We start from the raw sequence: 24067 nt of genomic DNA on the forward strand, positions 1-24067 counted from the left end.
TATGCTGCCTCCGTTCGTCTTGGACAAGCGGCTGTTCACCCGCGCACAATGAAGCGCAGCCAACCTGGCGCGCGATGCATGGAGGCAGACAGATGGCAGTGGATTATTCGACTCGCGACGGCGTGGCCGTCATCACGCTCAACAATCCGCCCGTGAACGGGCTCGGCCTGTCGACACGGGCCGGCATCATGGAAGGGCTCGATCGCGCCGCGCAGGATCCGGCGGTCACCGCGATCGTACTGACGGGCGCAGGCCGCGCATTCTCGGGCGGCGCCGACATCACCGAATTCAATACCCCGAAAGCGCTGCAGGAGCCGACGCTGCACACCGTGATTCGCGCGGTGGAAGCGAGCGTGAAGCCGGTCGTCGCGGCGATTCACAGCGTCGCGATGGGCGGCGGGCTCGAGCTCGCGCTCGGCGCGCACTACCGGATCGCGGCGCCCGGCGCGCAGATTGCGCTGCCCGAAGTGAAGCTCGGCCTGTTGCCGGGCGCGGGCGGCACGCAGCGGCTGCCGCGCGCGGTCGGGCTCGAGACCGCACTGAACATGATCGTATCGGGCGTGCCGGTGCCGTCCGAGCAGCTCGCGACGAGCGGGTTGTTCGACGAGATGGCCGAAGGCGACCTGCTCGACGCGGCCGTCGCGTTCGCACGCAACGCGGGCGCGCAGGCGGGCCCGCACCCGCGCGTGCGCGACCGCAGGATCGTCCACGAGAATGCAGCGGGCTTCATCCAGTTCGCACGCAACTCGGCGAAGGCCGCAGCGCCGAATTTCCCGGCGCCGCACAAGTGCATCGATGCAATCGAGGCCGGCGTGCTGAACGGCTTCGACAAGGGCAGCGTCGCGGAGCGCGAGGGTTTTGTCGCGCTGATGATGACGCCGGAAAGCCGCGCACTGCGGCATGCGTTCTTCGGCGAGCGCGCGGCGAGCAAGATCCCGGACGTGCCGGCCGACACGCCGGTGCGCGAGATCCGCCGCGTCGCGGTGATCGGCGCGGGCACGATGGGCGGCGGCATCGCGATGAACTTCGTGAACGCGGGGCTGCCCGTCACGCTGCTCGAGACGAAGCAGGACGCGCTCGACCGTGGCCTCGCGACGATTCGCAAGAACTACGACGCGCAGGTGAAGAAGGGCAAGCTCACGCAGGAGAAGCTCGACGCGCGCATGGCGCTGATCGCGCCGACGCTGTCCTACGGCGACCTGAAGGAGGCCGACCTGATCATCGAGGCCGTGTTCGAGGAACTCGGCGTGAAGGAGCAGGTTTTCGGCAAGCTCGACGAAGTTGCGAAACCGGGCGCGATCCTCGCGTCGAACACGTCGACGCTCGACGTGAACAGGATTGCCGCGTTCACGAAGCGGCCGCAGGACGTCGTCGGCATGCACTTCTTCAGTCCGGCGAACGTGATGAAGCTGCTCGAAGTGGTGCGCGGCGACGCGACCGCGAAGGACGTGCTCGCGACCGTGATGGCGATCGCGAAGAAGATCAGGAAGACCGCGGTGGTGTCCGGCGTGTGCGACGGCTTCATCGGCAACCGGATGATCGAGCAGTACATCCGCCAGGCGCTCTTCATGCTCGAGGAAGGCGCGCTGCCCGCGCAGGTCGACCGCGCGATCGAGAAGTTCGGCTTCGCGATGGGCCCGTTCCGGATGAGCGACCTTGCCGGCAACGACATCGGCTGGGCGATCCGCAAGCGCCGTTACGTCGAAAAGCCCGACCTCCATTACTCGAGGATCGCCGACCGCCTGTGCGAACAGGGCCGCTTCGGCCAGAAGACCGGCGCGGGCTGGTACGACTACGTGCCGGGCGAGCGCAACGCGAAGCCGTCGGCCCTCGTCGACGAGATGGTCGTCGAGTATGCGAAGGAGCACGGCGTCGAGCGGCGCAAGATCGGCGACGACGAGATCGTCGAGCGGCTCGTGTTCGCGCTCGTCAACGAAGGCGCGAAGATTCTCGAGGAAAAGATCGCGTCGAAGGCGTCCGACATCGACATGGTGTACCTGACCGGCTACGGCTTCCCGCTGTGGCGCGGCGGCCCGATGCTGTACGCGGACACCGTCGGCCTCTACAACGTCGAGCGGGCGATCCGCCGCTACGCGGCGGCGCCGAACGGCGACGCGTGGCAACTCGCGCCGTCGATCGCCGAGCTCGCGACGGCCGGGCGCGGCTTCAACGGTTGAGGACGCCGCTGCGCGGCGGCATGGGATCAGAGCAAGCGCTGAAGCGCTGACTCTGGTCGACCGCGAAGCATGGGACCAGAGTAAGCGCTAAAGCGCTAACTCTGGTCGACAGGAGAGTAGCGATGAAACGAACCGACGACGTTCTGCTCGTGATCGACGTGCAATACGACTTCATGCCCGGCGGCGCGCTCGCAGTGCCCGACGGCGACGCGGTCGTGCCGGTCATCAACGCGCTCGCCGCACGCTTCGACCAGGTGGTGCTGACGCAGGACTGGCATCCGCGCGAGCACGTGTCGTTCGCGGCGAACCATGCGGGACGCGAGCCGTTCTCGACGCTCACGCTGCCATACGGCGAGCAGGTGCTGTGGCCCGTGCACTGCGTGCAGGACACCGACGGCGCCGCGCTGCATCGCGACCTCGACATTCCGCACGCGCGCCTCGTGATCCGCAAGGGCAGCGATGCGCTGGTCGACAGCTATTCGGCGTTCGTCGAAGCGGATCGCACGACGCGCACGGGCCTCGCAGGCTACCTGCGCGAGCTGGGCGCGAAGCGCGTGTGGTGCTGCGGGCTCGCGACCGACTACTGCGTCGCGTGGTCGGCGCTCGACGCGCGCGCGGCCGGCTTCGACGCCGCGGTGATCGACGACGCGTGCCGCGCGATCGACCTGAACGGATCGCTCGCGAACGCATGGCAACAATTGCAGGCGGCTGGCGTGTCGCGCGTCACGTCGGACGGCGCGCGTCCGGCGGCGTAGCGCATCGACTCACTCGATTCATCAAACAGGCAGCTTTGCATGAGATCAGCGTGCGCGCTGGCGCGCCAGCCCTGATCGACCGCGAAGCATGGGACCAGAGTAAGTGCTAAAGCACTAACTCTGATCGACCGCGAAGCATGGGATCAGAGTAAGCGCTAAAGCGCTAACTCTGATCGACAGGAGAACTCACATGACGGAAGCCGTAATCGTATCGACCGCACGCACGCCGCTGGCGAAATCGTGGCGTGGCGCCTTCAACATGACGCACGGCGCGACGCTCGGCGGCCACGTGGTCGCCGCCGCGGTCGAGCGCGCGAAGCTCGACCCCGCGCGCGTGGAGGACGTGATCATGGGCTGCGCGAACCCGGAGGGCGCGACGGGCGGCAACATCGCGCGGCAGATCGCGCTGCGCGCAGGGCTGCCCGTGAGCGTGCCGGGCATGACGGTGAACCGTTTCTGCTCGTCCGGACTGCAGACGATTGCACTCGCCGCACAGCGGATCATCGCGGGTGAAGGCGATGTGTACGTCGCGGGCGGCGTCGAGTCGATCTCGTGCGTGCAGAACGAGATGAACCGGCACATGGCGTACGAAGGGTGGCTGCTCGAGCACAAGCCGGAGATCTACTGGAACATGCTGCAGACCGCGGAGAACGTCGCGAAGCGCTACGGGATCGCGAAGGAGCGTCAGGACGAGTACGGCGTGCAGTCGCAATTGAGGGCGGCGGCCGCCCAGGCGGCGGGACGCTTCGCCGACGAGATCGTGCCGATTACCGTGCGTGCCGGCATTGCCGACAAGGCGACCGGCCGGCTGTTCACGAAAGAAGTGACGGTCACGGCCGACGAAGGGATCCGGCCGGACACGACGCTCGAAGGCGTCTCGAAGATCCGTTCGGCGGTGCCGGGCGGCGTGATCACCGCGGGCAATGCGAGCCAGTTCTCGGACGGCGCGGCGGCATGCGTCGTGATGAGCGCCGACACCGCGCAGCGGGAAGGCCTGCAGCCGCTCGGCGTGTTCCGCGGTTTCGCGGTTGCCGGCTGCGAGCCGGACGAGATGGGCATCGGCCCCGTGTTCGCGGTGCCGAAGCTGCTGAAGCAGACGGGACTGAAGGTCGAGGATATCGGGCTGTGGGAGCTCAACGAGGCGTTCGCGGTGCAGGTGCTGTACTGCCGTGACAAGCTCGGGATTCCTGAGGACCGGCTCAACGTGAACGGCGGCGCGATCGCAGTCGGCCATCCATACGGCGTGTCGGGCGCGCGCCTGACGGGCCACGCGCTGATCGAAGGCAAGCGGCGCGGCGCGAAGTACGTGGTGGTGACGATGTGCATCGGCGGCGGGCAGGGCGCGGCCGGCCTGTTCGAGATCGTATGAATTTTGCGTGACGGGCGGCTGTTGCGCGACCGCCCGTCACGCTGCCCGATTCGCGTCGGCAGCGTTGCAACGCGTTCGATTCCGCGATCCGATCCGGTCGCGAATCAATCCGTGCTACCCCGACGATGCTGTTTCCCCTTACTTGTCAAACGAATCGCCCCACCTATACTAGGCTCTGTCATTTGCCTTTCGGCAGGATGGGCCGGATCGCGCGTCGCGCGTCGCGCCGACAGCCGCGGCCGTGCCCCGGAATCTGGAGCGGGCGGCGCATCGTGATCGGACGCCCTCGCATTCGAACCATGCAACGGATCGATCGGGGGCCGAAGTGAGCACGACTTTTTCAGCCGGCGAGCCGCCGCGCGCCGTCAGCGCCGTCGCCAGGATCTACGCGAACTGTCTGCTGGTCGGCTTTGGGTTGCTGCCGGCCTATCTCATTGCCTATCTGTGGTTCTTTGGCGACCCGCGCCTGACATTTGAAAGCCATGCGTTTCACGAAGTCGCGATCGCCGCGGCGACGCTCGAAGGCGCATTCGTCACTTATGTGACGTGGGTCTGCTACCGCTCGTCCGGGGAGCCGCTGCTGCGCTGGCTGACACTCGGCTTTCTGGGCTTTGCGATGATCTATGCGCTGCACGGCCTCTTCACCGGCATGGCGCATCACAACATCTGGCTGTTCCTGCTGTACGGTCCGGCGTCGAGGCTCGTGATGGCGATCCTGCTGCTGATCGGCCTGATGTCGTATTCGCGGCCGTCCGATCGCCTCGACAAGCGCACCAGCCTGCGCATCTGGCTGCCGTGGATCGCCTTTTTCGCAATCGTCGACGCTGCAGTTGCGTACATCGCGTATTCGCCGGTGGCCGGTGCGCTCGGCACGCGGCTGTCGATGGAAGGCGGCGCGATGGTGTTCTCGCTGCTCAACGTCGCGGTGCTGCTTGCGAGGCGCATCCGCTCGCCGCTGATGGTGATCTACGGGATGTCGATCATGGCGTTCGCGCTGTCGTCGCTCGCATTCATCCTCGGCAAACCATGGAACCACATGTGGTGGCTCGCGCATGCGATCTTCGCGGGCGGATTTTTTCTGCTCAGCTACGGCGTCGTGCAGGCGCTGCAGACCACACGGTCGTTCTCGGCGATCTACAGCCAGGAAGACCTGATGAGCCGCCTGTCGGAATCGATGGCGCGCAGCGAGAGCGCGTTGCAGGAATTGCGCCGCACCAACCAGAAGCTCGAGTATCTCGCCGCGACCGATCCGCTCACGGGGGCGTCGAACCGCCGGCAGTTCATCGCGCAGGTCGAGCGCGAGATCCAGCGCGCGGAACGCGACGGCACGCCGTTCTGCCTGCTCGCGCTCGATCTCGACAACTTCAAGAACATCAACGATGCGTACGGACACCAGATCGGCGACGAGGTGCTGCGCGGCGTCGTGCGGCAGTGCCTGGAGGCGATCCGGCCGACAGGCGGGCTTGCGCGGGTCGGCGGCGAGGAGTTCATGGCGCTGTTGCCGGAGATGCCGCTGGAGGGCGCGCGGATGACGGCCGAACGCGTACGCTCGTCGATCTCGAGTTCGCCGTTCGGGCTCGACTTCAAGCGCGTGCAGGTGACGGTCAGCGTCGGCGTCGCGCAATACGGGATCGACGGCAGCACGGTCGATGCGTTGCTGCGCGCGGTCGACGAGCGTCTCTACCAGGCGAAGCGGGAAGGGCGGAACCGGGTCGTGGCAGGGTGAGCGAAGGCAGGTTCGCGTTCGGCGATTCGCCGCAGCCTGCAATGCAGGTCGGCGCGACCGCCGCATTCGGCCCGTTGCAACCGGTCGCCTAAGGCGCGAGCAGCGGCGGGATCGCGGCGAGCATCGCATCGATCGTCACGCGCAGCTTGTACGGCAAGAAGCGCGTGCCCGGCCAGACCACGTGCAGCGGCGTTCCGACCGACGACGCGTCGCCCAGCACGCGCACGAGCGCGCCACTGCGCAACGCGTCGCGCACCAGCCACAGCGGCACGTGGACGAGCCCCGCGCCGCGCATCGCGGCCGCGATGAGGCTGTCGATGTCGTCGAAACCCAGACGGTAAGTCAGCGCGGGCTGCGCAATTCGTCCGTCCGGCCCGGCCATCGTCCACGGGGTCGCGCGGCCGCCATGCAGATAGACGATGCAGCGGTGCGCGGCGAGATCGGCAATGCCGCGCGGCGCGCCGTGCGCGCGCAGGTAGGCAGGCGATGCACAGACCGCCATCGCCTGCATGCCCAGCGGCCGTGCGATCAGCGCATCGCTGTCAGGCAGCGTGCCGCTGCGGATCGCGACGTCGATGCCGTCGTCGGCGAAGTCGATCACGCGGTCCGTGAAATTCCCCTCGAACTGCAGCCGCGGATGCCGATCCGCGAGATCGAGAAGCAGCGGTGCGACATGATGGCGGCCGAACACGACGGGCGCGCTGACGCGGACCCGTCCGGCCGCTTCCCGGCCCCCCGCTTCCAGCATGTGCTGCGCGGCGTCGAGTTCCTCCAGCGCGAACGCGCAGCGTTCGTAGAACGCGTGGCCGTCGTCGGTCAGCGCAAGGCTGCGCGTGGTCCGCACGAACAGGCGCGTGCCGAGCCGCGCCTCGAGTCGGCCGATTGCCTTGCCGACTGCGGAACGCGTCTGTCCGAGGCGCGCCGCCGCCTGCGCAAAACTGCCTGCATCGACGGCCGCGACGAACGCGCTGATGCCGGCCAGCCGGTCATGCGAGATTGGTTCCATTTTGTCTACTTTATGTCGATCGAATCGCGTCACATGGCAGTTCAGGGAATCATTATCCTGCGAATTCCAAGGTTTCTTTATCGGAGTACGCGATGTCTTCCTTCATGCAACGCTGGCAGTCGCCGGCATTCGGTCTTGAGAACCTGCAACGCGTCGATGCGCCGATCCCGGCGCCGGGCCCGCACGAGGTGCTCGTTCGGGTGGAGGCCGTCGCGCTGAACTACCGCGACCTGCTGATCCTGCGCGACGGCATGGGGATGCCCGTGTCGTTTCCGCTGGTTCCGGGCTCGGACATGCGCGGCGAGGTGGTTGCGACTGGCGCCGGCGTGACGGAATTCGCGCAGGGCGACGCGGTGATCAGCACGTTCTTCACGGGCTGGCAGGACGGCAGGCAACCGCGCGGCAGCGTGCCGCTCGGCGTGCCGGGGCCCGGCATGCTGTCGGAATATGTGGTGCTCGGCGAGGATTCGCTGGTCGCCGCGCCGCGCACGCTCGATACCGCTCAGGCGAGCACGCTGACGTGCGCGGGGCTGACCGCGTGGTACGCGCTCGCCGATGCGTGCGCGACGCGGCCGGGCGACACGGTGGTCGTGATCGGGACGGGCGGCGTCGCGCTGTTCGCCGTGCAGATCGCGCATGCGCAAGGCGCGCGCGTGGTCGTCGTGTCGGGCAGCGACGAGAAGCTTGCGCGCGCGAAGCAGCTCGGCGCGACCGACGGGATCAATCGCGCTCGTACGCCGGACTGGGCGGCCGCGGTGCGCGAACTCACGGGCGGACGCGGTGCCGATCACGTGCTGGAACTCGCGGGCGGCGACAATTTCGCCCGTTCGCTGGCGGCGCTGACGCTGGGTGGCCGCGTGTCGGTGATCGGCAACCTCGGTGGCGACGAATTGAAGACGTCGGTGTATCCGCTGCTGACGGGGCGCGCGACGGTGCAGGGGATCGGCGTCGCGCACCGGCGGGCGCTGGAGGATCTCGTGCGCGCGGTGGACTGGCTGCAACTGAAGCCGGTGATCGAGCGCGAGTACGCGTTCGCGGAACTGCCGGCGGCGCTCGGGCATCTCGAGGGCGGTGCATTCGGGAAGGTGGTGGTGCGGGTGCGGTGAGTCCGCGTGATGAACGCCGGTATGCTGCCCAGGTTGCCATCGGGGCTCGACATCGGGGTGCGGTGCGGTGAAAAGGCGAGTATCTTCGCTGGACGTGCGGGGCGATCCCCGCTGGCGTCAAGGTCGACGAATGTCGGCGAATGCGGGCGAATGAACGACTGCCGGGAATGTTCCGGCCGGCAAGGATTCCGGCGAAAATGGCGAACCCTCACGAACTGGAGCGAACGAAGTGATCAGACATATTGTCATGTGGAAGCTGCATGATGAATGTGATGAGTAACGTATTGAAATTAAACGGAAAGTCTATTTCGTTCGAGCTGGGGTACCCGCTGTAATACCCGCTTTTTATGGGCTTGACGCTGAGATAGAAATAGCTCATTGCGGAATGCCGGGGGAAGCGCGGCAAAGAGTCCAACGAACAGTTGGCGATGTACCTACACCCGCGCGACGACAGATGTCTGCAGTCGGCCATGACGCGACGGTCGACGGAAGGGTGGCTTCGACATTCGAACGTCATTGGCACATTCGAAAGCGGCCAACTGCATCCGACCGGCAGGCCAGTTGCAGACGTCAGCACTCTAGAACCCAAATGTCGACTTCAGCTTGGGAACGGTCCCCCCTCCACCCGAGGAATTATGCAAAAATCGTCCGAAATATGACGGGGGAACGGATGAAAAAGAATACTGCCTTCAAGGGTAGCGCCGCCATCGGCAATTCCGGTATCAAGAAGCACTTCAAGAATGTGGAGCCTTGGCAACCGCTGTTCGAGCTTGTCTGGAATGGCTTCGATGCTGCCGCGAGCTTCGTATCTGTCACAGTGGTCGAGAACGATATGCACGGCGTGGAGCATGTCGCCGTACTGGACAATGGTGACGGCATAGAGTTCGATACCTTGAACGACACATTTGGTAGCTTCAACGACTCGGCGAAGAAGGCCAACCTCTCGATGAAAGGTGAGCATGGTCGCGGGCGCCTCGCGTTCCATCTGATTTGCCGTAACGCATCATGGTTCACCAGGTTCAACAACGTCGATGCAGTAATCGACGTCGCCGAACCGACCATTAAAGATTTTGAAGGGCGGCTTCTGGAGAGGTCCGAGCAGAAGCAGGTGCTACTGACGCAAGGAAAGGGCACACTGGTGGAGCTCACGCATTTCACGGGCGCTCTGCCGGAGTTGGACGAGCTTCGCGAGAAGTTCTCGGCCGAGTTCGGCTGGTACCTTGTCGTGCATCCGGAGAAGCAGGTGATGCTGAACGGAATTCCCGTTCTGGTTCCCAAACATGAAACGGTTCAGAAGGAAATTTCAGCCGAGGACGCTATCTTCCAAGCTCAGGTGATTCGCTGGGAGAAACGACCCACCTCGGAGAAGTCATACCTATACCTGCTCAATTCCAGTGGTGCACCGGTCTACAAAGTGCTGAGCTCGCTCAACCAGAAGCCCAATTTTTTCACCAGCATATGCGTGACATCGGCATGGGCTGACACCTTCTCGAAAGAGCAGGATCTGCTGACTCTGGAAGCGCACACACCGGCATCGTCAACCTGGAAGAAATTCAAGTCACAGTTGGACCGCTTGAGCCAATCTATCTATGACGATTTCCTGCGCGTACGAGCCGAGGAGGTCGTGCAGGGCTACGAAGATGAAGGCTACTTCCCGAGCTACGCAGGAATGGATGACACGGAGAAGGCATGGCGGCACCAGCATACCCGCGATCTGGTGCGAAACATCTACATCGCTGAACCCCGCGTCTTCCATAACACCACCAAGAAGCAGGCGAAGCTCATCATTCGACTTCTAGATAGGCTCGCCATATCGAATGAGAACGACGCCCTGTTCGATCTGCTAGAAAGCGCGCTCGACCTTGATGCGAAGGCGATGCAAGACCTAGCGAAGCAACTGCATCGCACAACGCTCGAAAATATCGTCGCTAGCATCGAGGTGCTGCAACGACGGGCTACCGCAGTACAGCAGTTGCGGTATGTGATGAATGAACACTACCGCGAGGTTCTCGAGACGCCTGACCTGCAAAAGATTATCGAGAGCAACACATGGCTGTTCGGGCCGCGCTACGAGACCATAGGCGCGGAGGAGGACACCTTCGCTAAGATTGTTCGTCGCATGCGAGATGAAGTCATGGCAAGGTCTCCGCTGAGCATGGAAGACGTAGATGAAGAGGCAGATTTTTCCGGTGCACAGCGGCAAGTCGACCTCTTCATGGCGCGAAAGTTTCCCGCCTTTGATTCACTGGGGAACAGGGTCTACAAATGCATCGTGGTGGAGATAAAACGGCCAGCGATATCGCTTAACAAGAAGCACCTTCGGCAGCTCGAGGACTACGCGGAAATCATCGCTAGTGAGCCACAGTTCAAGTCAGACAAGATGCACTTTGAGCTCATTCTCCTTGGGCGCCAGATTTCCTCTGCGGACTCCATTATCACCAGTCGTTTGAACGCTCACGTCTTGCGCAACGACCCAGGCCTCGTGACTGATGACCCGCGCATGAAGCTATATGTCATGAACTGGTACACACTGCTTGATGGCTTCGAACTGACGCACGGCTTTATGCTCGATAACCTTAAACTCAAGCGCGATGACTACGCCGACGCGAGCAGAGAGGAGTTGGTTGCAGAGTTACAGGTCGAACACTAAAAAAGAGCGCTACCACCGAATGAGCCGCGAGAGATGGGCGGTGGGGTATGCGGATTTCGTCGAACAACTTCGAGCGCAATAGGACGCTATCCTGCGCGAGAAACTACAGGCTTCAGTAGCAGGGACCGCTTTGCGTTACAAGGCAGTCGTCGGTCAACGAAATTCGAACGGCAACCGTGGGGCGGGTGGCCGGTGAGGCTCGCTGACCGGCCACTCGATTTCCCGCGGTCGAACGACGCCTTCGGGTCGGTAGAGGCCTCTCATTTTCCACATAGAACTGCGAAATAAAAGAACGGACGGGTGTCCGTCCGTTCTTTTGGTGATGCTCCGGTCTATTGGCCGGCCGATGCAGAGGGCGATGAAATCGCCCTGATCCATCCTTGTACCTCAGATTCAACCCATAGGGATAGATTGCGGACACGTCGTGGTTTGGGGAAGTCGCCAGACTTCATCATGTCATATATCGTTGTCTTGCCGAGGCCGACCATTTCGAGGACTGTCGGGAGGCGCAGTAGGCGTTCTGTCCGATTGTTCACTTCACACCTCGAATTGCTCGGCGCTGACATTCGATCATCTCCGCCGAGGCTTCGTCTATCTGGATCGCTTTTGCGGGCGTCAGCCCGCTGCTGTTCGACTGCATCGAAGTGCCGTTAACGCTCGCCAGTGAGATAGCAGGGCGCTTCTTCGCGTGTTCCCGCTTTCGCGGCAGCGGACGTGGGGTAGATAGGGCCGGGCGCGAGGTCATTTGGCTGCCTCCTGTGCCATTTCGGCCGTCCAGTCCGGGTCGGGCATCGTATACAGACTGTCAAGCCATGCGTTGACGATCGGGGCGTCCTTTGACTTTGCGCGATCCGCGTGCTGCATGAGGCGGGCGATGTGGGCGACTGCGTCGCGGATTGCTTCGCCACGCGTCGGGTGGATGATTGTGTCCTGGCGTACAGAGGGCAACCCACCGATATAGCCCGGTTGAATCTGGAGCGTGAACGACTGGATCCATGCTCCCTCTTCCGGTTGTGCAATGTGAATTTCGGCGGGGCGATCTGCGTGTCGCGGGTTCTTGCTCTTGGGCGACCGCAGGGTTTCGCACTCCGCGTACACGCCATACTTGTTGGGGACGTGGACTGGATGCTTCGTCTGCCGCTCCGGAAGATCGAGCAGATCCTCAAGGCCATTCAGCGCGTGATGGACGCCTTCGATCGTTCCCGGCGAAAGCTTTCCGAAACACGGGTCATGCAGGACAGACTGCAGTGCCTGCAAAAGTTGCTTTGCACGCGGTTCGCTGATCTTGGTGGACGTGGCCCCGGCCGGGCGGCTCGACCCCTGCGCCGGCGCCTGTGTCTCAACAGGCACGTCCGCGTCCGTTGTCGGCACCGGTGCGGCATCGAGGTGCTTCTTCGTCACGCGGGCCTTGCCAGACGCGGCGGCCTTCGCCGCACCTTTTTTCAGCCGATCGAGTGCCTTGTCTGCCCCGTGTTCGCGGATCTGTTCGATCGCGAGCGTGCCAGCGACCGCGCCGTCGCGAACCATCTGGTGCAGTTCGACCGGCGCGCGTTCGAGCAGGGCGACGTCGCGGATCGTTTGGTCGGTGATATTCAAGCGCTTGCAGATCGCGGCGAGGGTCATGGCGTGAATGTCGCGCAGTTCGGCAACGACGGCAGCCAGCTCAAGCGGTGACGACCGTTTGCTGTCGTTGCTGAGGTAGCCGTCGATCACCATATCAGCGCGGTTGACCGTCTTGGCGTCACGGACGACGACGGGGATCTTGCCGAGTTGCTTGCCGGCTTTGATTGCATTGCCGGCCGCGACGTAGCGGTGCTGACCTTTGTAGACGTAGAGCAGATCCTTTCCGTCGACCTTCCGCGCGTAACAATGCAGCGGGGATCCCTTGTCGTACCCGTTCTCGACGATCAGCGCAGTGAGGTGCGTTACCCACTCGGGATCAACCGTGCGAACGTTGTCCGCCGGGTCATAGTGAAGTTGCTCGTAAGGGACCATCCACAGGTCTGCCGACGTGGCGCCGGCTGCGGCTGCTGCGGCCTTGATGTTCCCGGTCGGGATCGGCGCGGTCAGGTCGAGTTGTTGCGTGCGGTCGTCCATTACGCTACCTCCCGCGTCGTCGCAGTGCGGGTCTTGCCGCGTCTCTTTGCTTTGTTAATCGCATCCGATGCTGCCATACCCGCCGCGCGCTTCGCTTCACGCAAGCGCTTGATCGCGCTGGCGCAATCGCTTTCGCTCGGGATTGAGATCTGCGTGCCCGCGATCTCTGCCCCGTCGAGGATCATGTAAAGCGTGTGGAGGCTGTCGCCCAGCGGGCGACGACCGACGACGAATTTTCCGATGAGGACCGGAGTCGTCGGACGCTTTGCGTTGCGGTCGTAACGCACAACGCTGCGCAGCGAGAGGGTATCTCGACGCTCGACATCGAAAAGGGGTTCGGCGATGACTTTTATACGCGGCATGGTGGTCTCCATGACGCCGGGGGCGGTCGCCCCGGCAGGATCGGGGTAGTTAGGCGGTGACGTGGTAGGCGGTCGTCGGCGCGACGACCGGGTCGTGTTGGAACACGTTCACGACGACAAACAGCAGGGCGGCGACGACCGTCCAGCGGAACATCTTCGACTTCTCAAAGTTGCTTTGGCGGGCCGGTTCGGACGGGGTAATGCGAGGAACTTGCTCGTTGCGGAGCCATTCCCGGCGGGTATCCGTGTGCAGATCGGTCGTTTTCATGGTGGTTCTCCGGTTGAGCGTCGGATGACGCGACACCGGAGTATCCCCATAAGGATATTTGTGTGTCAATCCCCATAGGGATATTTAGTTCGAAGAATATCCCTACGGGGGAGTGAGTTTGAGTTGAGGGGGTGGTCTTACTGCTTCGTGGTCTTCGCGATCAAGTGTGCTGTCAGCACGATCAGGCTATCGAGCCACGGGAAGGGGTTGAAGTAGGCGGACACCGATAGCGCAAGCGCGGCGAGCACGATTGATGCTGCGAAGCCTCGCTGGCGTTCACGATCTGTAACGTTTCCCGAAATCTGGTGGCGAATGCGAGCTGACAGTCGGTCAAGGCCGGCGAGTACGTCTCCAGCCAAATCTGAGTCCATTCCCTTGGCGGAAATGTTGACGGCCCCGTCGGATTGAACGATCACGCACGCGACAGCAACGGCCGATGCCGCTTCGTGCCGGCTGATTAAGTCGCGAAGGAACTGGCGTATCGCGCGATGGCGCGATCGCGGGTTGTGGCGGAGAAGGACGTAGACGTTACTTGCTTTGTCGTCGGTGCGCTCGGGGTTTGGTGGTGTGGACTGATTCTTCATCGCTCAACGGGTCATTTGATAATGGGCGTTGAGCGGCCACACTTGCGCGCCGCTTCGATCCGGCTGTTGCCGGAATGTCTTCCTGGATGCTTACCGAACCGTCCTGTTCGACATGTGCCACGTCCGACTGGCTTATGACGAACTCGATAAAGCTCTCAATCTTTGCCTTTTCGATCGCAGGAAGGGTGGCGACACGGGTGCGGTCAAAGCGAAGCACCTCCTGCTCGGATTCGCTGTCTGTAAGAAGCGCGCTCGCGGTGACGCCAATGGCATCGGCCAGTGCTTCGATCACATAGAGCTGCGTGTCGATTTCACCTTTAAGGACGCGGGCGATGCTGCTCTGCGCAAGCCCTGCTGCTTTTGCAAGCTTCACTTGGGTGCGGACTTGTTCGTGCGTCTCCATGTGACGGCGAACATTCCGGGCCAAGATTTTTCGTAGCGGCGTCCTATTCATGCGTGCATATTGCCGAAAAAGAACAATCCCTTGCGAGATATTGAGGCAAGCGACTTCTTGAATAAATATCCCCGTAGGGATATTATCGGGGGCGTTTTCATCTCAGGATCGCTCTATGTCGCCGCGTAACGAACCAATGCTCACGACCGTGCTGCGTCATCTCGATGCTGCGAAGGGCGAGTGGCCAGCGGTCGCTCGTAATTGCGGCGTTCCGTACCAAACCCTAACGAAGATCGCGTTGCGAGTTCATCTCGATCCGCGCATATCGACCGTACAAGTTCTCTTCGACTACTTCGAGAGCTGCAAGGGGCACGATCTTCTCTCGACCACTGCTGCAAATTGATTTTTCGTTCTGTCGCATGGGTTGCATCGTAAGTAGGGCGTGCGGCTCGCGACAGGATGAAAGTCCTTCATTCCCAAATATTCCAACGATGACCTGCCGATACGACAGTACCGAATGGCTGGACGTGCTCTACACGTCCGTTCGAAACACGCCCGGCGGCGTCGCCGACGCGGCGAACTATCTGACCGTACGGCGCGGAAAAAGCGTCACGACTGAGTCATTGCGTCTGCGCCTGCGTGGCGTCGGCGACAGCCGCTTGTCGATGGAGATGTTCGAGCTGCTCGTCGAGTGGATGCAGGAGAAGGCAGAAGCAACGGGACACGCGCTCGATGCTCTGCACGCGTTGAATGCTCGTTTCGGTCTCGTTGCCGAGCACGTCGACGAACACGGGGCAGACGAAGCGCTTGAGCCGGGCACGATGCATCTTGTCTCAACCACGCTGCACTTGCAGGCGCACGTCGGCCGCGTTGCTGACGACGTGACTCGTGCGCTCGAAGATCAGCGGATCGACGACCGCAAGGCCGAGGAGATCATCGCGACGGGGCGCAAGGGGCAGCGGTTGTTTCAGAGGCTGATCCACGCAGCCCGCAACCTCGCAAAACGCCGTCGTCGCTGATATGGAGCGATTCAAGCCCGGCATGGGGTGTTGCCGCGTGGCGCGTGAGCAGGTTGAGCTGTGCTGCGGAAGCGCTCAACAGCTCGCATGCGCAACGGCAGCGCTCGCCCATCGGTTCGATACCGCTCCGGATCAGGCAGTCCGGTTCCTTGCTGACGTGATGTCGACGTTTCCCGATCGCATTGCCGTGTTCCTCGCGGAAGCGCAGCGCATCGGTCGAGTTGGCGCATTCAACGTGGCCGCTGCTCGCATGTGTGCGGCGCTGCCTACCAAGGCGGAGCGTCATGCGTTCCGCGATCAGATCGTCGGCCTACTCTGCGCAGCCGACCTTTCCGCATTCGACGAGCGCATGACCGCTGAGTGGCGTCGACTGCGCGGGAAATAACCGGAGGCCGAAATGAATGTGAACGGAACCAGCAGTGCGTTGCGGCGAGGCACGTCGCATTACCTCCGCGTGCAGACCAGCCGGCAATGCTATGCCGCCGGTCGGGGTATCTGGCGCAACTTTTCCCACAAGCTCGCACGGGATCTTCGGATCGCTTTGCTCGCTGGCGGGTGTGGGCACTAACGCGACGCAGCGCTCGTTACAGGCGCGGTCCACTGATTTGTGATCTGGCCGCAGCACGCGGCCAAACCTACTTTTTTTTCGAGAGGAGATCTTCGTATGGCGACACTTGACCAGATCATTCAGCAATTGCGTGCGGCGGGTCATCCTGACCTGCCCGCCGGCCATCCAGTCGCAGACGGCAGACATCATCGGTACGGCCCGCGCAAGAAATACTGGTATCAGTTGCGCGAGGTCGTCAGCAAAGGTGTCGTGATCGGCTATGGCGGCACGTTCGGACACTTCTCGGGCGACGATCCCGGCACCGAGCGCTTCGAATGGAGCGGCGCACCGCTGAGCGAGGAAGCGCTCGCGGAAACGCGTCGCCGCCAGGAAGCGGCCGAGCGCGAGCAGGCCGAGCATGAGGCACGGCAAGCGAAGCTCGCCGCGAACAGGGCGCGCGATCAATGGAGCCGTGCAACCGAGCATGGCGAGTCCGCCTACCTGGAGCGCAAGCACATCACGGCCGAGGGCGTGCGCTTCGACGCGGACGGCATGATTTTCGTGCCGATGTATCAATATGGCGACGAAGCGCGTCTCGTCGGCCTGCAGAAGATCACGCCAGACGGCGCGAAGCGCTTCAACAAGGGTATGGAGAAGAAGGGCGCATCGTATCTGCTTGGCGAGGTCGGCGCGGACGACCAGATCGTGCTGGTCGCCGAAGGCTATGCGACCGCGCGCGCGATCCGTATGGCGATCGACGACGCGTTCGCGGTTGACATCTGCTTCGACGCGGGCGGCATCCTCCCGGCCGTGCGTTACCTGCGTGCAACGTACCCGGACCTGCACGTGCTGGTCTGCGCCGACGACGATTGGAAGATCGAGCAGCGCATGCGCGACTGGCTCACCGATGAATTCGCTTTCCGTGGCGAACTGGTCTTCGGTGCGGAGCCGGTCCGGATCGAGGCGAAGAACACGTGGTACATGATCGCCGCGTCGCGTCGTCGTGACGACAACGGCGTGCCGTATGTTGAGGTGAGCTACGGTAACGATGTGATGCCGCTTCGTCGCAAGCGCTTCGAGAACACCGGTCTGAAGCGCGCGTACGAGGCGGCAGCCGAGGTCGACGACGTGAGCGTCGTCTATCCGGTATTCACCAATCGTGGCGAGCGCAAGCTGACCGATTTCAACGACCTGCACGTCGAAGAGGGCTTCGAGACCGTTGAGGCGCAGATGCAGAAGGCCATCTTGCGCGTCATCGCGCCAGCGAACGAAGACATCCGGTCGGCGTCGATCGCCATGTCGACCGCGGACGCGTCGCAATCGAAGCCTGTCGCGACGTCCGCTGCCGCGAAACAGTCGGAATGGGAAGGCCGCGAGGCGGAGAACGGCGCACACACGTGGGAGCAGGATCTCGCGCGCTCCGACAAGGGCACGCTGCTGCCGACGCTCGGCAACGTCCACTTGATCCTGTCGAATCACAAGGAATGGCAGGGCGTCATCGAGCAGGACGACTTTGGTGGTCGGGTGATGAAGCGCTGTGCGCCGCCGTTCCCGCAGGGCACGACGGGTGAGTGGACCGATATGGACGATCAGCGCTGTGTGCTCTGGTTGTCGCAACGGTACGGCCTTTCGGTGCGTACCGATATCGTGATGAACGCGGTCCTGCTGGTTGCGGACGCGACTCACTTCCACGACGTGCGCGAATACCTCGAAGGGCTGAAATGGGACGGCGTGCCGCGCGTGCGATCGATGCCGTCGACGTACCTGCGCGTGGCCGACAGCGAGTACGTGCAGCTCGCGTTCATGAAATGGATGATCGCGGCCGTCGCGCGCGTGATGGAGCCGGGCTGCAAGGTCGACAACGTGCTGATCCTGGAAGGCAAGCAGGGGGCGCGCAAGTCGACGGCGCTGAAGGTGCTGGCCGGCGCTCCATGGTTCACCGATACGCCGATCCAGATCGGCAACAAGGATACGTACGCGGTGCTGGCCGGCAAGTGGGTGATTGAGCTGGCCGAGCTGGATTCGCTGAACAAGGCGGACTCGTCGGCCGTGAAGAGCTTCTTCGCGACGGCCGTCGACCGGTTCCGCAACTTCTACGGCAAGCGTGCGACCGACGTACCGCGCCAGTGCGTGTTTGCCGGCTCCGTCAACTTCGACACGTACCTGAAGGACGAATCGGGCAACCGGCGCTACTGGCCGCTGCGTGTCGGTGGTCTGGTCGACATCGACGGCATCGTGGCCGTGCGTGATCAGCTTTGGGCAGAGGCCGTGCACCTGTACCGCTCGGGTGTCGTGTGGCACGTGAACGAGCAGGAACGCCCGTTGTTCGAGATCGAGCAAGCGGAGCGCTACGAGGGCGACGTGTACGAGGACAAGATCGCCAAGGCCCTGGAATTCGTGACACGCACAACGATGGAAGAAATCCTCGCGGACATCCTGAAGCTCGACACTTCGAAATGGACGTTGGCAGAACAGCGCCGCATCGGCAAGGCGCTGAAGTCGCTCGGTTGGGTGCGCAAGCGCGAGTCGACCGGTTCGCGTGGCTGGTACTACGTGCACGAAGAACAAGAGCCGGAAGTCGAGCGTGAACTGGTCGCGGCGGGTGATGACGACAGTCCGCTGTGATGGCATGGCGCGCTGTGCCTGCACGGCAGGCGCGCCACTTGACCAGCCTTGGCGCGCCGTGGACGTCCCATGTCCCAACGTCCCAAGGCGCGGTCTCGGGCGCGGGTGCAGGGGCGCGACATGCGCGACGTGAGCGGCGCAAGTCGCGCATGTCGCAGGCGCGCACCCCTGCAAGCCTTTTCCCTCGGGACATTGAGACATTAGGACGATTAGGAGAGAGTCGTGATCGATTTGAAAGAGCGGGCAGGCATTGCAATGAGCGTTCGTGGTCAGTTCACCGACCCGATTGCCGATCCGAAAGTTACTTTGGGCGCACTCGCCTTTGCGAACGATCTCGGTCGCTTGCTGGTCCGGATCAAGGCCGCGCAACAGGCGAAACCCGAGATGGTTCGACGTGCAACGCTATTGTTGGCGCAGATGATGCGAACCTCAGGGCGCTTCAAGCGTGGCAAGTTCTCCGGAATGAAGCGCGACGAGCGTCGCGAACAGCGTGCCGGGAATGCTGTCGAGCGTGCGAACGTGGACGTGATCGAGCGATTTGCCTTGCGCTTGCTTGACGAGTGGGTCAACGATCAGTGCGTGACCTGCGAGGGACGCGGCGTCATTCGCCGATCGCCTAAATTGCCGCAGGTCACGACGCGATGTCTGGTTTGCGCTGGCAGAGGGAAGGTGTGTGTCTCGGAGGAGCGCATCCCGTTCTATCACGGTCGCAACGGGCCGCTCGTTTTCAGGGAGTACGAAGGATGTGGCGTATGCAGCGGTATGGGACGCGTAACGCTGACGCCGACTTCGGATGTCAAGGGGCGGCACATTTGCTCCGATTGCGGCGGCACCGGAAAGCGGCCTATCGACGACGCAGCGCGTGCGCAAGCGCTCGGCGTGACTCTGAAGGAGTACCGACGCAATTGGTCATGGCGCTTTCACGACATGCTCGGATTGCTCGATGCAGTCGACGGTTCGGTGTCTGACACGATGCGCCGTCAATTGCGAGAATGAAACATCTTTCATTCCAAGAGCAGATCGCGTAAACTTCGGACATCCTTTACCGCGTTACTGGATATTCGCTGGCACCGCGCGTTAGTCGTGCAAACCTCTCGGGACAAAACAACGATATGAGGAGCCCGTTAGGTTGTGTGGGGGCGTTCGTCCCTACGAAATAAATTCCAAAGCCCTGAGTGCGCAAGCCCTCGGGGCTTTTTGTATTGGGCCTTCGACATGAAACTGACTCTCTGCGCGGTTATTGAACCGCTGTATCAATCGTTCGCTGAAGCGTTCGCGGGCGTCTCCGATGTGACCGTGCTGCGTACCGACATCCTGACCCAGTCCGCCGACGCGATCGTCAGTCCGGCGAATAGCTTCGGCTGGATGGACGGTGGAATCGACCTTCTCTACCGCCGCCGCTTCGGCTTGTCGACCGAGCGGCGATTGATCCAGTGCATCGCGGATCGACCCGGCTGCGAATTGCCGGTCGGCGAGGCCGTCGCGATTGAAACGGGCGACCGGGCTATTCCAATCATGATTGCAGCCCCGACGATGCGCGTCCCGGCGCTCATCGGTGATACCGATAACGCCTATCGTGCGTTTCGCGCGGCACTTCGCATTGCGCGGATGAGGGGAATGCAGAGCCTGCTCGCTCCAGGTATGGGAACCGGCGTCGGGCGAATGTATCCGGTTCAGGCGGCTGCGCAGATGCTACGCGCGTACCGCGAGATCGTTGTCGAGGATCTGATCTGAGCTGATCGGCAAGACGACCAGCGGCGACGACGTGATGGCGGGGCCGTTGTCACCGTGCTGTGAGAAATGAATAACCAAAGGTAATGAGCGTTCACTCGCTCGGGGCATTTGAATTTGGGGGTATCGTGCGAGTAGAAATTTTTGATGGTCAGCGTTCGGCTGTTTGGGCATTTGACAGCAATATGGGCAATCTCAAGATGGATTGTGCGGATGCTGATATGGCTGAGTTTCTGGTGCGTGTGATGGGAGCGCTATTGTGCGCTGCGAGCCTCGCCGAGTGCGAACTTGCGCGCTGGGACAGTCAAGGCCCGGACATGGTCCGGGCGCGCGTCTGCTCGGGGCTGATCGCAGACGCGTTAAGTGAAGTACGTGTGCGGGAAAGAGTTAATCTTTCAGCACGAGCGGTTTTAGGTGATCAGGAAGCGTCGCTCTGAACGCGGCGTCGAACTGCTCTCGATAGAGAGCAGTGACACCGGACTGGTCGCGGCGAACTTTGTACGCTTCGCGAAGCACGGCGGCTAGCGGCTCCCATGAGTTCGGCGACAACATCGTGAGATTCGCAAGCGCTTGCACAATGGTCGTGGTGGCTGCGACATTCGCATCGCGAAGCTGCATACCTTTGATGAGTAGTTGTACTTCGGCGCGAAGTCGGTGAACTTCCGCCTGAAGTTGCTCAATTTCCGGCTTATCCATTATTGCTCCGGTGTTGTGTGGTTGGCCCCGAGGTCGCATTCTGACACGGCGGATTCTGGTGCCCGAATGGGTATCTCATAAATCGGACAAGCAGGCCCTGATCGCAAACGCGTTCGGGGCTTTTTGTATTGGGGCGCTGAAATGCGAATCGAGTCGGCGAGCGCCGGGCCGCGTGAGGTCTGGTCGACGTGGGATGAAGATCGAAGCATGGGGCGCGTCACCGCGCGGTGCTTCGTGTTTGACGATGCGATGGACCGCATCGTGTGGGCGTTGGACCGTGCGGGCGACCGCGCGATCGCGGATCTCACGATCCAGTCGGGGATGCCTACTTTTTGAGCAGACGGGGACCCTCAGGGGTCGCCGAGACGCGGGGCTGCAGACCCGCGCTTTTTCTCTACTGGCGAGTCTCCATAGGGGGTCATATTCATGCCGACTCAGCAGCAGATCGCCGAGCACCTGGACCTTGATCAGTCGGCCGTTTCGCGGTTCGTCGATAAGGTCCGGCTCGACTACCGTGCAGCGTCGATCGACGAGATCCGCGTTGCGTACATCCGGCACCTGCGCGAAATCGCCGCCGGCCGTGGAAGTGAAGCCGGGATTGATCTCGTCGCCGAACGTGCGATGACCGAGCGCGTCGATCGTCAGCTCAAGCTGCTCACGCTGGCGGAGAAGAAGGGACAGCTCGTCAATGTGAAGCAGCTCGAACACGCGTACGGTGAGATGGTTACCGCATTTCAAACCGAACTGCTCGCGCTGCCAGACAATCTGGTTCAGGAGCTGCGAACGTTGTACGGCGTCGACGTCGACGTTGAATGGTTGAACGAGCATATCTATGAATTTCTTGAGCAGCTATCTCGATACGGCGCAGACGGTTCAAGCAGTGATTCGCCGGCTCGCTCGATTACTTCGTCCGCCGGAACGGATTGGGACGACGGAATGGGCACGACGGCATCGCCGGATGAATGCGAAAGCGGCGGCGAAGCCGGGGCGCTATAACCCCAACATCACGCCGTGGGTATTTGGCATGCACGACGCGCTTGACGATCCGACCGTGCAGAAGGTGGTCTGCATGAAATCGGCGCAGGTTGCTTGGACGGACGGGGTGCTGTTGAACTACATTGGCAAGCGCATTGACGTCGATCCATGCCCGATGATCGTGATGTTCCCGAAGGAGGCGGCGGCGAAGGATTTCAGCAAGGAGAAATTCGCGCCGATGATCGAGGTGACGCCTCGGCTGTTGTCGAAACTGCCGATCCAGTCTCGTCGGGACAAGAACAACTTGTGGTACCACAAGACGTTCTCGCGTGGGTTCCTGAAGTTCGTGACGTCGAATTCGCCCAGTGCAGTCAAATCGACCCCAGCCCCGGTTGTGGCGGTCGAAGAACCTGATGACGCAAACACGAACGTGCGTGATCAGGGTGATTCGATCACGCTGCTGGAGGAGCGGACCAAGAGCTATTCGGCCAGTCGCCGCAAAGTCATCTTTGGTGGCACGCCGACCGTCGACGGCTTGTCGCGAATCCAGCAGGCGTATTCGACTTCGGATCAGCGTGTCTATCTGGTCCCGTGCACGGACTGCGGTGAAGAACATGAGCTGGCATGGGAGAACGTGACCTGGAGCGAAGACACCGAGGTCGCGCACGAGGTCTTCGGCCGGGCGCGTCCTGGGTCGGCCCGATATACCTGCCCGCATTGCGGTACGTTGTGGGACGATTCGATGCGCATTCGCGCGGTACGTCGTGGGCGCTGGGTTGCGACGGCGCCGTTCCATGGTGTCGCTGGATTTCGTATCAACGAGCTGGTCTCGCCGTTCCCCGGCTCAACCATGGCCGAGCTGGTGAAGAAATGGTTGACGGCCGAGAAGGCGCTGCGCGAGGGCGACGACACAAAGATGCGATCGTTCGTGAACAACTCGCAGGGGCGGCCGTACAAATACAAGAGCGAACTGCCGGAGCTGGACGTGCTCGCCGAGCGAGCGCTGCCTTACGCGGCATTCACGGTGCCGGCAGGAGGTCTGTTGCTGACGCTGGGCGTCGACGTACAGCACGACCGGCTCGCAATCATCCTGCGGGCATGGGGGCGCGGTGAGGAAAGCTGGCTCGTCGCGTGGGGCGAGATCCACGGCAACGTACTCGAGCAACAGGAAGATCCGTTGACGGGTGGTGTTTGGGGCGCGTTGACGACGCTTCTCACGCACGCATACCGGCATGAAAACGGCGGCCTGCTGCGTGTGCGAGCAACGTCGATCGACTCGTCGGACGGTTCGACGTCGGACGCCGTATACAAGTATGTGCGAGCGGCGCAGCAGGCCGGCTTTAACGTCATGGCCGTCAAAGGTAGCAGCAACGTCGACGCGGAGATCTTCAGCGTACCGAAGGCATCGATCGATTCGACGCGGAACAATAGCAAGGCGGCCAAGTACGGACTGCGTCCCTACATGGTCGGGGTAAGCCGAGCAAAGGATCTGATACTCGAAAATCGACTGAAGCTCGAAGGCGATGGGCCGGGCCGCATGCACTGGTATCGCGAGGTGCGGGCCGACTACCTGTCGCAGCTCACGGCCGAGGTCAAGGTGCCGGGGCCGCGAGGCGGCAAGCGCGTGTGGCAGAAGAAGGCCGGTGCAAGAAACGAGGCGCTGGACTGCGAAGGCTACGCGTTGCATGCGGCTCGCTGCGTCAAGGTGCACCTGATGTCTGAGGTGCATTGGCAGATCGAGCAGCAGCGCCTGTCCCAGGTGTCGCTATTCGACGCTGTTCCTGTGCTGGAAACGCTGCCGTCGGCATTGCCGGCTGACCCGCTGCCGGACCCACCCGATGCACCGGAAGATACAGATGCTCCGCGGCCGTCGCCGCAGGAAGCAAAACCCGCCGAAACCCCGCCACTGAGCGGGGTTTCGCGTATTCAGGGGCGTCGGATCGGACGGTCGACCTATCTGACGCGGCGCTAGGAGGCGTT

24 protein-coding genes are annotated in these 24067 nt (G+C 62.5%); 16 read left to right on the plus strand and 8 right to left on the minus strand.

Going from position 1 to position 24067, the window contains the following annotated elements:
• Positions 1–92 precede the first annotated feature (92 nt).
• From ACV22Z_RS09915 to ACV22Z_RS09930, 4 genes are all read left to right on the plus strand, one after another.
• Positions 93–2177, plus strand: coding sequence for a 3-hydroxyacyl-CoA dehydrogenase NAD-binding domain-containing protein (locus tag ACV22Z_RS09915; protein WP_448076117.1), 2085 nt, complete (start codon positions 93–95; stop codon positions 2175–2177).
• Positions 2178–2299: 122 nt separating this feature from the next.
• A complete protein-coding gene (gene pncA / locus ACV22Z_RS09920; RefSeq protein ID WP_448076118.1) occupies positions 2300–2932 on the plus strand; it encodes a bifunctional nicotinamidase/pyrazinamidase in 633 nt (210 codons plus the stop codon).
• A gap of 190 nt (positions 2933–3122) precedes the next feature.
• Positions 3123–4301, plus strand: coding sequence for an acetyl-CoA C-acyltransferase (locus tag ACV22Z_RS09925; RefSeq protein WP_448076119.1), 1179 nt, complete (start codon positions 3123–3125; stop codon positions 4299–4301).
• A 325-nt stretch (positions 4302–4626) separates the two neighbouring features.
• A complete protein-coding gene (locus ACV22Z_RS09930; RefSeq protein ID WP_448076120.1) occupies positions 4627–6027 on the plus strand; it encodes a sensor domain-containing diguanylate cyclase in 1401 nt (466 codons plus the stop codon).
• 88 nt (positions 6028–6115) lie between these two features.
• Here the strand turns inward: ACV22Z_RS09930 and ACV22Z_RS09935 are convergent, their stop codons facing one another.
• On the minus strand, positions 6116–7033 hold the full coding sequence (locus ACV22Z_RS09935; RefSeq protein ID WP_448076121.1) for a LysR substrate-binding domain-containing protein: 918 nt from the start codon (positions 7031–7033) through the stop codon (positions 6116–6118).
• A gap of 92 nt (positions 7034–7125) precedes the next feature.
• Here ACV22Z_RS09935 and ACV22Z_RS09940 point away from each other — a divergent pair, with 92 nt between their 5' ends.
• Both ACV22Z_RS09940 and ACV22Z_RS09945 read left to right on the plus strand, forming a co-directional pair.
• Complete coding sequence (locus ACV22Z_RS09940; RefSeq protein ID WP_448076122.1) at positions 7126–8139, plus strand: zinc-dependent alcohol dehydrogenase family protein; 1014 nt, start codon at positions 7126–7128, stop codon at positions 8137–8139.
• 670 nt (positions 8140–8809) lie between these two features.
• Positions 8810–10789, plus strand: a complete 1980-nt coding sequence (locus tag ACV22Z_RS09945; RefSeq protein ID WP_448076123.1) for an ATP-binding protein — start codon at positions 8810–8812, stop codon at positions 10787–10789.
• A 332-nt stretch (positions 10790–11121) separates the two neighbouring features.
• On the opposite strand, the gene ACV22Z_RS09950 is transcribed toward ACV22Z_RS09945, so the two are convergent.
• The 6 genes from ACV22Z_RS09950 to ACV22Z_RS09975 all read right to left on the minus strand — a co-directional run bounded on the left by ACV22Z_RS09950 (position 11122) and on the right by ACV22Z_RS09975 (position 14554).
• Positions 11122–11355 (minus strand): helix-turn-helix transcriptional regulator, encoded by a 234-nt coding sequence (locus ACV22Z_RS09950; RefSeq protein ID WP_448076124.1) that lies wholly within the window; start codon positions 11353–11355, stop codon positions 11122–11124.
• 175 nt (positions 11356–11530) lie between these two features.
• A complete protein-coding gene (locus tag ACV22Z_RS09955; RefSeq protein ID WP_448076125.1) occupies positions 11531–12886 on the minus strand; it encodes a ParB/RepB/Spo0J family partition protein in 1356 nt (451 codons plus the stop codon).
• Positions 12886–13260, minus strand: a complete 375-nt coding sequence (locus tag ACV22Z_RS09960; protein ID WP_448076126.1) for a beta-hexosaminidase — start codon at positions 13258–13260, stop codon at positions 12886–12888. Before ACV22Z_RS09960 ends, ACV22Z_RS09955 begins: the two co-directional genes overlap by 1 nt.
• A 37-nt stretch (positions 13261–13297) precedes the next feature.
• A complete protein-coding gene (locus tag ACV22Z_RS09965; protein ID WP_448076127.1) occupies positions 13298–13516 on the minus strand; it encodes a hypothetical protein in 219 nt (72 codons plus the stop codon).
• A gap of 137 nt (positions 13517–13653) precedes the next feature.
• On the minus strand, positions 13654–14100 hold the full coding sequence (locus ACV22Z_RS09970; protein ID WP_448076128.1) for a hypothetical protein: 447 nt from the start codon (positions 14098–14100) through the stop codon (positions 13654–13656).
• Positions 14045–14554 (minus strand): helix-turn-helix domain-containing protein, encoded by a 510-nt coding sequence (locus ACV22Z_RS09975; protein ID WP_448076129.1) that lies wholly within the window; start codon positions 14552–14554, stop codon positions 14045–14047. Before ACV22Z_RS09975 ends, ACV22Z_RS09970 begins: the two co-directional genes overlap by 56 nt.
• A 115-nt stretch (positions 14555–14669) precedes the next feature.
• Between ACV22Z_RS09975 and ACV22Z_RS09980 the strand changes: the two genes are divergently transcribed.
• From ACV22Z_RS09980 to ACV22Z_RS10010, 7 genes are all read left to right on the plus strand, one after another.
• A complete protein-coding gene (locus ACV22Z_RS09980) occupies positions 14670–14897 on the plus strand; it encodes a hypothetical protein (RefSeq protein ID WP_448076130.1) in 228 nt (75 codons plus the stop codon).
• 88 nt (positions 14898–14985) lie between these two features.
• Positions 14986–15513 carry a phage regulatory CII family protein gene (locus ACV22Z_RS09985; RefSeq protein ID WP_448076131.1) on the plus strand — a complete coding sequence of 176 codons (528 nt, stop codon included), beginning with the start codon at positions 14986–14988 and terminating at the stop codon, positions 15511–15513.
• Between the two features lies 1 nt (position 15514).
• Positions 15515–15898, plus strand: a complete 384-nt coding sequence (locus ACV22Z_RS09990; protein WP_448076132.1) for a hypothetical protein — start codon at positions 15515–15517, stop codon at positions 15896–15898.
• A 279-nt stretch (positions 15899–16177) separates the two neighbouring features.
• Positions 16178–18685: a VapE domain-containing protein gene (locus tag ACV22Z_RS09995; RefSeq protein ID WP_448076133.1), complete on the plus strand. Its 2508-nt coding sequence runs from the start codon at positions 16178–16180 to the stop codon at positions 18683–18685.
• 222 nt (positions 18686–18907) lie between these two features.
• Complete coding sequence (locus ACV22Z_RS10000) at positions 18908–19681, plus strand: hypothetical protein (RefSeq protein WP_448076134.1); 774 nt, start codon at positions 18908–18910, stop codon at positions 19679–19681.
• Between the two features lie 219 nt (positions 19682–19900).
• Entirely contained in the window at positions 19901–20419 is a 519-nt protein-coding gene (locus ACV22Z_RS10005) for a macro domain-containing protein (RefSeq protein WP_448076135.1), read from the plus strand.
• A gap of 83 nt (positions 20420–20502) precedes the next feature.
• Positions 20503–20853 (plus strand): hypothetical protein, encoded by a 351-nt coding sequence (locus ACV22Z_RS10010; RefSeq protein ID WP_448076136.1) that lies wholly within the window; start codon positions 20503–20505, stop codon positions 20851–20853.
• Here the strand turns inward: ACV22Z_RS10010 and ACV22Z_RS10015 are convergent.
• Positions 20804–21112 (minus strand): hypothetical protein, encoded by a 309-nt coding sequence (locus tag ACV22Z_RS10015; protein WP_448076137.1) that lies wholly within the window; start codon positions 21110–21112, stop codon positions 20804–20806. The genes ACV22Z_RS10010 and ACV22Z_RS10015 overlap by 50 nt on opposite strands.
• Positions 21113–21319: 207 nt before the next feature.
• Between ACV22Z_RS10015 and ACV22Z_RS10020 the strand changes: the two genes are divergently transcribed.
• The 3 genes from ACV22Z_RS10020 to ACV22Z_RS10030 all read left to right on the plus strand — a co-directional run bounded on the left by ACV22Z_RS10020 (position 21320) and on the right by ACV22Z_RS10030 (position 24059).
• Positions 21320–21448 carry a hypothetical protein gene (locus ACV22Z_RS10020; protein WP_448076138.1) on the plus strand — a complete coding sequence of 43 codons (129 nt, stop codon included), beginning with the start codon at positions 21320–21322 and terminating at the stop codon, positions 21446–21448.
• A 90-nt stretch (positions 21449–21538) separates the two neighbouring features.
• Complete coding sequence (locus ACV22Z_RS10025; protein WP_448076139.1) at positions 21539–22108, plus strand: MarR family transcriptional regulator; 570 nt, start codon at positions 21539–21541, stop codon at positions 22106–22108.
• A complete protein-coding gene (locus ACV22Z_RS10030) occupies positions 22071–24059 on the plus strand; it encodes a phage terminase large subunit family protein (RefSeq protein WP_448076140.1) in 1989 nt (662 codons plus the stop codon). The genes ACV22Z_RS10025 and ACV22Z_RS10030 overlap by 38 nt, the downstream gene beginning before the upstream one ends.
• Positions 24060–24067 lie beyond the last annotated feature (8 nt).

It is taken from the genome of Burkholderia sp. PU8-34 (assembly GCF_053427725.1).